Here is an 8,535-nt window from a genome sequence, read left to right as displayed (position 1 = left end):
AATACGACCGGTCAGCCAACAAGGTTGCAGCCCTGCGCCCCCGGCTGGCCGAGGCTCTTGACCTGCTGCGTGATATCAAGGACGCCCCAGGCGGCAGCAGGTTCAGGAAGCACATTGAGGCCGCCTTATCCGCCAGCGCAGAGCCGAGCGCACCGATTGAGCGCGGCCCATGGCAGCCGATCACAGCGCCAGGCCAGGTCCAGGAAGGCGACTGGCTCAGCTTCACGGTAGCCGGCGGCTTCATATGCGCGCAGGCCCGGCTGATCATCAACCCAGGTACGCCGCGCGAAGAGATCATCTACAACCGGCAGAAGAACCACTACTTCGTGACCTCGATGGCCATCGACGGTACCAGCACCCACAAGGGCGTGCTCGTGGCCAAGGCTCAAGTTTAACCCAATGAGTACATCTGTACTCTTTTCGATTTAACCCCTCTCCCCTCTATTGAACAGCCGCGATATGGCGGCCAAGGCGAAGCTATGTCTCAAGCAAAGGAACGCCCGATCTTGTTTAACGGGCCGATGGTCCGCGCCGTGCTGGAGGGCCGGAAGACGGTCACTCGGCGACCGATCAAGCCGAGCATGCGTGGCTTTGATGTCTCGTTCGAGCTCCACCAGCAGGAAGACGGGTCTTGGCGGCCCATGCACACCTTCGACGAGAGCTGCATGGATGCCCAAGGCACGGAACATCCAGTGCTCTGTCCCTACGGCCAGCCAGGCGACCGCCTGTGGGTTCGAGAAAGTGGTATCTACAGCCAGCTGCTCGCCCCGGACGACCCTTCCCAGCCTGGCATGTTCCGCCATGATGTGCCGCGCACACCCGAGACCGGCGACTGGTGGATTCAGCAGACAAGGGCGCCCGGCGCCAGCTATAGCGTGAGCGGCAATCCTCGGAGGGTGAACAAGGCTAAGGGCGAAAAGGCCGTGCCTTCCATCCATATGCCGCGCTGGGCCTGCCGCATCCTGCTGGAGATCACCAATGTGCGCGTAGAGCCGCTGCAGCACATCACCATTGGCCAGATCTGCAAAGAAGGCCTGGCCCGATCGATGTACGAATTCATCCCGGTGACCACGGCTTTCGATGCCTTCGCCGAGCTGTGGAACTCTACCGGCGGCGACTGGGATGCCAACCCCTGGGTCTGGGTCGTCGAGTTCAAGAGGATCGAGCCATGATCCTCCTACCCATCGCCGCCCCGCTCTACATGGCCTGGATGATCTGGAAGGGGCCGAGGCCATGATCCCTCGCAGCGGCTTTCTCCGGCGCAAGCTGGAGGCTGCTCTGATCCGCCTAGCGATCACCATCCTGATGGGCCGCAACGTCACCCGGTCACCGGTCGTCAGTCGCCGCGACAACAACGATATGTGGCACATGGCCGAGAAGCTGGAAGACATCGCCGATCGCATCGCCCGCGGCTACCCGTAACCCCTCCCCCTACAACAACTCAAGCCTGCCGGTAGGTGGGCATGGAGAGCTATTGCCATGACGAAAGAAGAACTGGCCAGCCTGCCTGAAAAGGTCCGCATCGCCATCGAGGCTGGCAAGGCCGCGGCGCAGGCCTGCGACAACGATGGCGGGAGCGCCAACTGTGACCGCGTCGTGATCCCTGTTCCAGGGCTGCGCGCCAGCCAACTACCAAGCCTGCCTGGTTACGTGCAGAAGAAGAGTCGCTACCACCAGCAGGGTATACACCTCGACACACCGTGGCCTGGCATCGGCAACCGGAACTACGCCGGCGTTCAGGCCATGCACCAGTCGCTCAAGGCCCAGGGCGTCAACTGCTACGTCTACTACCAGATCGACTAACCCCCTCCCACCTCTGCCGCCATGCGCGGCGTGGAGACAATCATGCAAGACGAAGAAAGGAAGCCGATTGAATATGCGTCGGACAAAGTACCCGAGGAGCGAATGGCAGAACTCATCGGCACCACCAAGCGAGCCCTTGAGGGAAAGCGCAGCCGCGGCGTGATACCCGAAGGCGTATGGAAAAAGTACGACGGCAGGATTTTCTACAGCATAAGGAGGTACGAGGCGTGGCTGGACGGAGAATGGGGCTTCCCACTGGAGTCGAGTACATCGGAAAATCAATTCGCATCCGCTTCACTTGGAACGGTGAGCGTCGGTGCGAAACACTCGCGCTTCCCCAAACCGCCAAGGGGGTCAAAGCGGCCGCTGATTTACGCGCTCAAGTAATTAGCCTCGCCAAGCATGGAGTTCTGGACCAGCAGCGCTATGCAGACCTGTTCCCGAACTCCACCAATGCCCTGGCTACTGACGTGCTGTTCGGCGAATACGCCCAAAGCTGGCTGGACAGTCTCGAAGTAGTGAACAACACCAGGTCAAACTACCGCGGCGTGATGAACAATTACTGGATGCCACACCTCGCGACTCGCCCGATGCGTACCGTGACGCCAATGCTATTGCGCCAAGTGGTTTCTACGATCGAGTGGAAGAGCACGACAGTAAAGCGAACAGCCATCGCCAGGATCAAGGCGCTGTTCCGGGCGGCGGTGTTTGATGAAGTGGTGGAAAGGAACCCGGCTGTCTCGATACAGCTTCCCCAGAAAAACAGGAAAGCCATCGAGCCGTTCTCGGTTGAGGAGGCGAACAACCTGATCGACTGGATGTACCAGAACTTCGCACCACGCGCGCAAGTGTTTGCGGCGTTTTACGAGTTCGCCTTCTATAGCGGAATGCGCACAGGCGAGATCATGGCGTTGCGATGGGATGAGGTTGACCTTGAAAAGAAGACGGCACATGTATGCCGGATTGTCGTTGAGCGCACTGTAGTAGAGCGAACAAAGACGAAGTACACCAGGACCGTCATGCTGAATAGTCGAGCAATGAGCGCCCTGGCAATCGCGAGGAAAGTCGCCGACGCTCGGTCATCGCAGAAGCGCCGCGTGTCGACTACCTCTCCCTACGTCTTCCAGCCGTCGGGAAAGTCCCCATTCATGAAGGCGCCGAACGTTCCTGCCGAGCACTTCAACAGGGCTGTCGAAGCGCTGGGTATTCCTGAGCGCAGCCAGTACAACTGCCGGCACACTTACGCCACCATGTGCCTGATGGCGGGGATGAACCCGGCGTTCATCGCGGGGCAGCTTGGGCACACGGTGCAAGTGCTATTGTCCACCTATGCCAAGTGGCTAAATTCAGCCAATGACTGGGCGGAATTAAGCAAGCTAGAAAGCCAGCTAATTGGTACAAAATCGGTACACGATTAAATCTTTTTCATGTTCTGCCCAACGGATACAGGGCAATCGACAGGATCTGAGCCATACTCCAAAATGCAGCGGTTTTTTGGGGGAAAACCCTTGCACAGCCAACGACATAACAACTTTTAGTGAGCCTCAACGTGAAAACTTCCCTTTCGATTCTAAGCCTGCTGCTGTTGCTCACAGGTACTGCGACTGTCACGTCGACCGCTGCTGCTCAACCCCCGGCCCAGCAACAACGCGATCCGGCGAAATTGCACCTGGCCTCCGGCAGTGCCCTGCTGATCGATCTGCAAACCAACAAGGTGCTCTACGCCAACAACCCCGACCGGGTGGTGCCGATTGCCTCGGTGACCAAGCTGATGACCGGCATGGTGGTGCTCGACGCCAAGCAGAACATGGACGAAATGCTCACGGTCACCATCGCCCAGAACAAGGAAATGAAAGGGGTGTACTCACGGGTCAAGCTGGGTAGCCAGCTCAACCGCAAGGACATGCTGCTGATCACCCTGATGTCGTCGGAAAACCGCGCCGCCTCGACCCTGGCGCACAACTACCCGGGCGGCTACAACGCGTTCATCAAGGCGATGAACGCCAAGGCCAGGGCATTAGGCATGAGCCACACCCGTTATGTTGAGCCGACGGGGCTTTCGACCAGCAACGTGTCCACCGCCCGCGACCTCAGCAAGCTGCTGATGGCGGCGCGCAACTACCCGCTGCTGAGCAGCTTGAGCACCACCCGCGAGCAGACCGTGGCGTTCAAAAAACCCAACTACACCCTGGGCTTTCGCAACACCGACCACCTGGTCAACAAGAGCAACTGGGATATCAAGCTGACCAAGACCGGCTTCACCAACGATGCTGGCCACTGCCTGGTGCTGTTGACCAAGATGGACAACCGCCCGGTAGCGATGGTGATCCTCGATGCGTTCGGCAAGTACACCCACTTTGCCGACGCCAGCCGCATGCGCCAGTGGCTTGAGACCGGCAGCACCAAGCCGGCCCCGGCAGTGGCCATGCGCTACAAATCCGAGCGCACGCAAAACCGTCAGCTGGCTGACTGAAAACAAAAGGGCCTGTGCATGCACAGGCCCTTTTTCGTTTCAGGCGTTGGTGCTGACCAACGAGCCGGAGCTGCTGCCACCGGCTTCGGTCAGCGCCTTGAGCAGCGTTGCCGTGGCGCTGGCGATCGACGCCGTGGTCGCGCCCACCGCCGATTGCGCGGCAGCGACAGCGGAAGCCTTGAGGATCGGCTCCATGTCGCTGGCCAGGACTTCCTGCAAGCGTTTCTGCTGCTCGGCCAATTGCTTTTGCATTTTCTTGATCATTTCGCGCAATTGCTTGATGTGTGCCGGTTCGTCGCCGGCACTGGCTTCTTCCTTCTCCTTGGCCTCTTCGGCCTTGCCGCTATCACGCACCTTGGACAGATCGACGGCAACTACGCCCGACGCATCCAGCCCGGCCGGCTTTTCCTGGCCGGTGACGGTGATGCCGGTGTTGATGCCGCTGTTCAATGGGGTCCCGTTGATTGATACGGCGCTAAAACCTGCCATGTTTCTATCGTCCTGATGGTATTGGGGTTAACCCGGCTATCGGCCGCACAGGCTGAAACTTGAACCAGGCGGGCCTCTAGATAAATTTGCCCTGCCGCCATTCGTCCCTCCTGATACCCGCGCTTTGCCCCCGGCACGCCAGTGCACCGGGCAAGCCGATCCGATCAGCCCAGTGTCGAGATGGCAATGACCAAGACCAAGACCCGATCCCGCAAAGCCCTGTACATCGGCCTGCCGCTTGCCCTGGCGGTGGCGGTGGGCGCGGCCGCAGCCGGCTACCTTTACTACAAGCAAGCAGCCGGTTACCCACGCCCGATCGTCGAACAGGCCAATGCCCTGCATGAGCACATGCTGACGTTCGACAGCCATATCACCGTACCGCTCAAGTTCGGTAACGAAGGTTACGAAATCGACAAGGACGGCCCCGGCCAGTTCGACCTGGCCAAGGCCGGCAAGGGCCGGCTGTCGGGCGCGGCGCTGACCATTTTTGGCTGGCCGGAGCTGTGGAACGGCCCCAACGCACCGCACCGGCCGACCCCGGGCTTTGTCGACGAAGCGCGCAACCAACAGGAAGTGCGCTACCGGATCATCAGCAACATGGTTCGCGATTTCCCCAACCAGGTTGGCATCGCCTACACCCCGGACGACTTCCGCCGCCTCAATGGCGAAGGCAAGTTCGCCATCTTCATCAGCATGCTCAACGCTTACCCGCTGGGCCGCGACCTGTCGCAACTGGACCTGTGGACCAAGCGCGGCATGCGCATGTTCGGCTTCAGCTATGTGGCCAACAACGACTGGGCCGATTCGTCGCGGCCGCTGCCGTTCTTCAACGACACCCCCGATGCCCTTGGCGGCCTGTCCGAACTGGGCGAGCAGGCGGTCAAGCGCCTGAACGACCTGGGGGTGATCATCGATGTCTCGCAGATGTCGACCCTGGCCCTGGAAGACGTCGCCCGCCTGAGCCGCACGCCCCTGGTTGCCTCGCATTCGGCGCCCCGGGCGCTGGTGGACATCCCGCGCAACCTCAGCGACAAGGAAATGAAACTGATCAAGGACAGCAGTGGCGTGCTGCAGGTGGTGGCGTTCGGCACCTACCTCAAGCCCCTGAGCAAGCCTAGCCTGGACAAGCTCGAAGCCCTTCGCGCGCGCTTCGACCTGCAACCGCTGCAAGGCCTGGCCAATGCCCTGATGCCCGGCGATGCGGTCATCGCCATCTGGCCGCAGGCGCGCTTTGGCGAATACGCCGGCAGCCTGTACGACATTGTCGAGCAGGAACCCAAGGCCACTCTCAAGGACTACGGCGACGCCATCGACTACGCAGTGAAGAAGATGGGCATCGACCACGTCGGCATCAGTTCCGACTTCAACGACGGCGGCGGCCTGGAGGGCTGGAAGGATGTCAGCGAGATCCGCAACGTGACGGCCGAGCTGCTCAGCCGTGGTTACTCCGAAGCCGACATCGCCAAGCTCTGGAGCGGCAATTTCCTGCGGGTCTGGGACCAGGTGCAAAAAGCCGCCCGGCCCGTTGCCAGCACCTCCACTCCTTGACCCAGGGCAGCTTCAACCATGACTGACCGTCGTACCTTTCTCAAGCAGGCCGGCCTGCTCGCCGCCAGCCTGCCGCTGCTGCCTCAGGCCCTGGCGGCGCCGGCGGCACTGAGCGGCGCTGATAAATGGCAAAACCTGCGCCAGCTGTTTCCCCTCGACCCGAGCTATGCGCACTTCGCCAACTTCCTGGTCACCGCCCACCCGCGTCCGGTGCAAGCGGCCATCGACTACTACCGCGCCGAGATCGATCGCAACCCGGCCCACTGGGTCGACTGGGAAACCCAGATCGAATGGCAGCGCGAAGGCGAAGTACGCGACTGGGCAGCCCGCTACCTGGCAGTCCGTGCGCGGCAGATCGCCCTGACCGGCAGCACCACCGAAGGCCTGGGCATGATCTATGGGCGCCTCAAGGTCGCCCCCGGCCAGGAGATTCTCACCACCGAGCACGAGCATTACGCCACCCGCAAAACCCTGGAGTTCCGCCAGCGCCACGAGGGCATCCAGGTGCGCAAGCTGCGGTTGTTCCAGCAGCCACGAGAAATTTCCACCGACCAGGTGCTGAGCACCCTCGACAAAGCCATCAACGCCAACACCCGAGTGCTGGGCATGACCTGGGTGCATTCGGGCAGCGGAGTGAAACTGCCCATCGGCCAGATCGGCGAGCTGGTTCGCCAGCACAATCGCGACCGTGACGAAGACCGACGCATCCTCTATGTGGTGGATGGCGTGCACGGCTTCGGCGTAGAGAACGCCAACTTCGCCGACTTCAATTGTGACTACTTCATTTCCGGCACCCACAAGTGGATGTTCGGCCCTCGCGGCACCGGGATCATCTGCGCCGCCTCCGAGCAGATGAACAACCTGGTGCCGACCTTTGCCACGTTCTCCGAAGACAAGGACTTTGCCACCATCATGACCCCGGGTGGCTACCACGCCTTCGAGCACCGTTGGGCGCTGGGCAAGGCCTTTGAGCTGCACCTGCAACTGGGCAAGGCCGAGGTCCAGGCGCGTATCCACCAGCTCAACGATTACCTCAAGCAGCGCCTGCTCGAACATAAGGCCATCGAGCTGGTGACCCCGCTCAGCCGCGAACACTCGGCCGGCTTCACCTTCATCCGGGTCAAGGGCCAGGACTGTGACGCCCTGGCCAACTACCTCACCAGCAACCGCATCGTCGTCGACGCTGTCGACCGCGACGCAGGCCCGGTGCTGCGCATGGCCCCGGGGCTGCTCAACAACGAGCAGGAAATCGACCGGGCCATGGCCCTCCTGATCAAGAAACTCTGAAAAGGCTCGCTCATGTCCGCACCCTTGATGTATCGCCTCTCCCTCGCCGCCCTGCTCAGCGCCCTTGGCCTGTCCAGCGCCCAGGCCGCCAACGCGCAGACACCGGGTACGGTGTTTCGTGATTGCAAGGCAGCCTGCCCGGAAATGGTCGTGCTGCCCGCCGGCAGTTATCAGATGGGCACCCCCGACGATGAAGTCGGCCGCCAGCCCGATGAGGGCCCGCTGCACACCGTGACCTTCGCCAGACCCTTCGCCATCAGCCGCTTTCAGGTGACGGCCGGCGAGTGGGACGCCTACCTGCGCGAGTCCGGGGTGGTGATTGCCGACGGCGACACCCGCCCCGGGCGCGAATGCAAGGCAAGCAAACCGCGTTATGAACAAAAGCCCCGGCAACCGGCGGTGTGCATGAGTTATCACGATGTCCAGGCCTACGCCGCCTGGCTGTCGAAAAAAACCGGCAAGCACTACCGCATGGTCAGCGAAGCCGAACGTGAATATGCCGCTCGCGCCGGCAGCAGCGGGCCGTTCCCGTTTGCCATGGACCCGGGCGCCGACTATCAGATCACCCGCAACGCCAACACCTACGGCCCGCGCGACGGCTACAGCTTCAGCTCGCCGGTCGGCAGCTACCCCGCCAACGCCTTCGGCGTCTACGACATGCATGGCAATGTCTACGAATGGGTCGCCGACTGCTGGCACGAGAACTATGTCGGTGCGCCCAGCGATGGCAGCGCCTGGGTGGAACCTGGCTGCACCACGCGCCACATCCGCGGCAACGACTGGGGCGAGGCGCCGATCTTTTCCCGCTCCGGCAATCGCAATGATCGCCCGGCCGATATCCGTGGCGACTGGCTCGGCCTGCGCGTAGCCCGCGAGCTCTGACGCCTGGCGCGTGGCCGGCGAGCAACCGGGCCACGCGCTAAATTCCCCGCCTA

General features: G+C 61.7%; 10 protein-coding genes. 9 read left to right on the top strand and 1 reads right to left on the bottom strand.

From position 1 onward, the window contains the following. The 6 genes from ABIE20_RS16840 to pbpG all read left to right on the top strand — a co-directional run. Nucleotides 1-395, top strand: a 395-nt coding sequence (locus ABIE20_RS16840) for a hypothetical protein (RefSeq protein ID WP_429506045.1), incomplete at its 5' end; no start/stop codon positions are given. Between the two features lie 84 nt (nucleotides 396-479). Next, nucleotides 480-1,172 (top strand): hypothetical protein, encoded by a 693-nt coding sequence (locus ABIE20_RS16835; protein ID WP_429506043.1) that lies wholly within the window; start codon nucleotides 480-482, stop codon nucleotides 1,170-1,172. Between the two features lie 61 nt (nucleotides 1,173-1,233). Next, nucleotides 1,234-1,422, top strand: coding sequence for a hypothetical protein (locus tag ABIE20_RS16830; RefSeq protein ID WP_429506042.1), 189 nt, complete (start codon nucleotides 1,234-1,236; stop codon nucleotides 1,420-1,422). 57 nt (nucleotides 1,423-1,479) lie between these two features. Then, complete coding sequence (locus tag ABIE20_RS16825) at nucleotides 1,480-1,803, top strand: hypothetical protein (RefSeq protein WP_429506040.1); 324 nt, start codon at nucleotides 1,480-1,482, stop codon at nucleotides 1,801-1,803. Nucleotides 1,804-1,979: 176 nt separating this feature from the next. Continuing rightward, entirely contained in the window at nucleotides 1,980-3,221 is a 1,242-nt protein-coding gene (locus tag ABIE20_RS16820; RefSeq protein WP_429506038.1) for a tyrosine-type recombinase/integrase, read from the top strand. A gap of 131 nt (nucleotides 3,222-3,352) precedes the next feature. Next, nucleotides 3,353-4,276 (top strand): D-alanyl-D-alanine endopeptidase, encoded by a 924-nt coding sequence (pbpG, locus tag ABIE20_RS16815; RefSeq protein ID WP_082075415.1) that lies wholly within the window; start codon nucleotides 3,353-3,355, stop codon nucleotides 4,274-4,276. A gap of 39 nt (nucleotides 4,277-4,315) precedes the next feature. Here the strand turns inward: pbpG and ABIE20_RS16810 are convergent, their stop codons facing one another. Further along, entirely contained in the window at nucleotides 4,316-4,765 is a 450-nt protein-coding gene (locus ABIE20_RS16810) for a hypothetical protein (RefSeq protein WP_429506037.1), read from the bottom strand. Nucleotides 4,766-4,951: 186 nt separating this feature from the next. Between ABIE20_RS16810 and pvdM the strand changes: the two genes are divergently transcribed. From pvdM to ABIE20_RS16795, 3 genes are read left to right on the top strand one after another with little or no spacing between them, the layout of a single operon-like run. Then, nucleotides 4,952-6,313 (top strand): pyoverdine-tailoring dipeptidase-like protein PvdM, encoded by a 1,362-nt coding sequence (gene pvdM / locus ABIE20_RS16805; protein ID WP_429506035.1) that lies wholly within the window; start codon nucleotides 4,952-4,954, stop codon nucleotides 6,311-6,313. An 18-nt stretch (nucleotides 6,314-6,331) separates the two neighbouring features. After that, nucleotides 6,332-7,600 (top strand): aminotransferase class V-fold PLP-dependent enzyme, encoded by a 1,269-nt coding sequence (locus tag ABIE20_RS16800; protein WP_429506034.1) that lies wholly within the window; start codon nucleotides 6,332-6,334, stop codon nucleotides 7,598-7,600. A gap of 27 nt (nucleotides 7,601-7,627) precedes the next feature. Then, complete coding sequence (locus ABIE20_RS16795; protein WP_429506057.1) at nucleotides 7,628-8,482, top strand: formylglycine-generating enzyme family protein; 855 nt, start codon at nucleotides 7,628-7,630, stop codon at nucleotides 8,480-8,482. The last annotated feature ends 53 nt before the right edge of the window (nucleotides 8,483-8,535 follow it).

The organism is Pseudomonas sp. 2835 (genome assembly GCF_050435905.1).
Lineage (GTDB): Bacteria > Pseudomonadota > Gammaproteobacteria > Pseudomonadales > Pseudomonadaceae > Aquipseudomonas.
This window is presented reverse-complemented; position numbering and strand designations above follow the sequence as displayed.

Excerpts from the sequence above, each read along its gene's own strand:
- ABIE20_RS16810 (WP_429506037.1), bottom strand. The coding sequence starts at position 4,765 with ATGGCAGGTTTTAGCGCCGTATCAATCAACGGGACCCCATTGAACAGC.
- ABIE20_RS16800 (WP_429506034.1), top strand. The coding sequence starts at position 6,332 with ATGACTGACCGTCGTACCTTTCTCAAGCAGGCCGGCCTGCTCGCCGCC.
- pvdM (WP_429506035.1), top strand. The coding sequence starts at position 4,952 with ATGACCAAGACCAAGACCCGATCCCGCAAAGCCCTGTACATCGGCCTG.
- ABIE20_RS16830 (WP_429506042.1), top strand. The coding sequence starts at position 1,234 with ATGATCCCTCGCAGCGGCTTTCTCCGGCGCAAGCTGGAGGCTGCTCTG.
- ABIE20_RS16825 (WP_429506040.1), top strand. The coding sequence starts at position 1,480 with ATGACGAAAGAAGAACTGGCCAGCCTGCCTGAAAAGGTCCGCATCGCC.
- ABIE20_RS16820 (WP_429506038.1), top strand. The coding sequence starts at position 1,980 with ATGGAAAAAGTACGACGGCAGGATTTTCTACAGCATAAGGAGGTACGA.
- ABIE20_RS16835 (WP_429506043.1), top strand. The coding sequence starts at position 480 with ATGTCTCAAGCAAAGGAACGCCCGATCTTGTTTAACGGGCCGATGGTC.
- ABIE20_RS16795 (WP_429506057.1), top strand. The coding sequence starts at position 7,628 with ATGTATCGCCTCTCCCTCGCCGCCCTGCTCAGCGCCCTTGGCCTGTCC.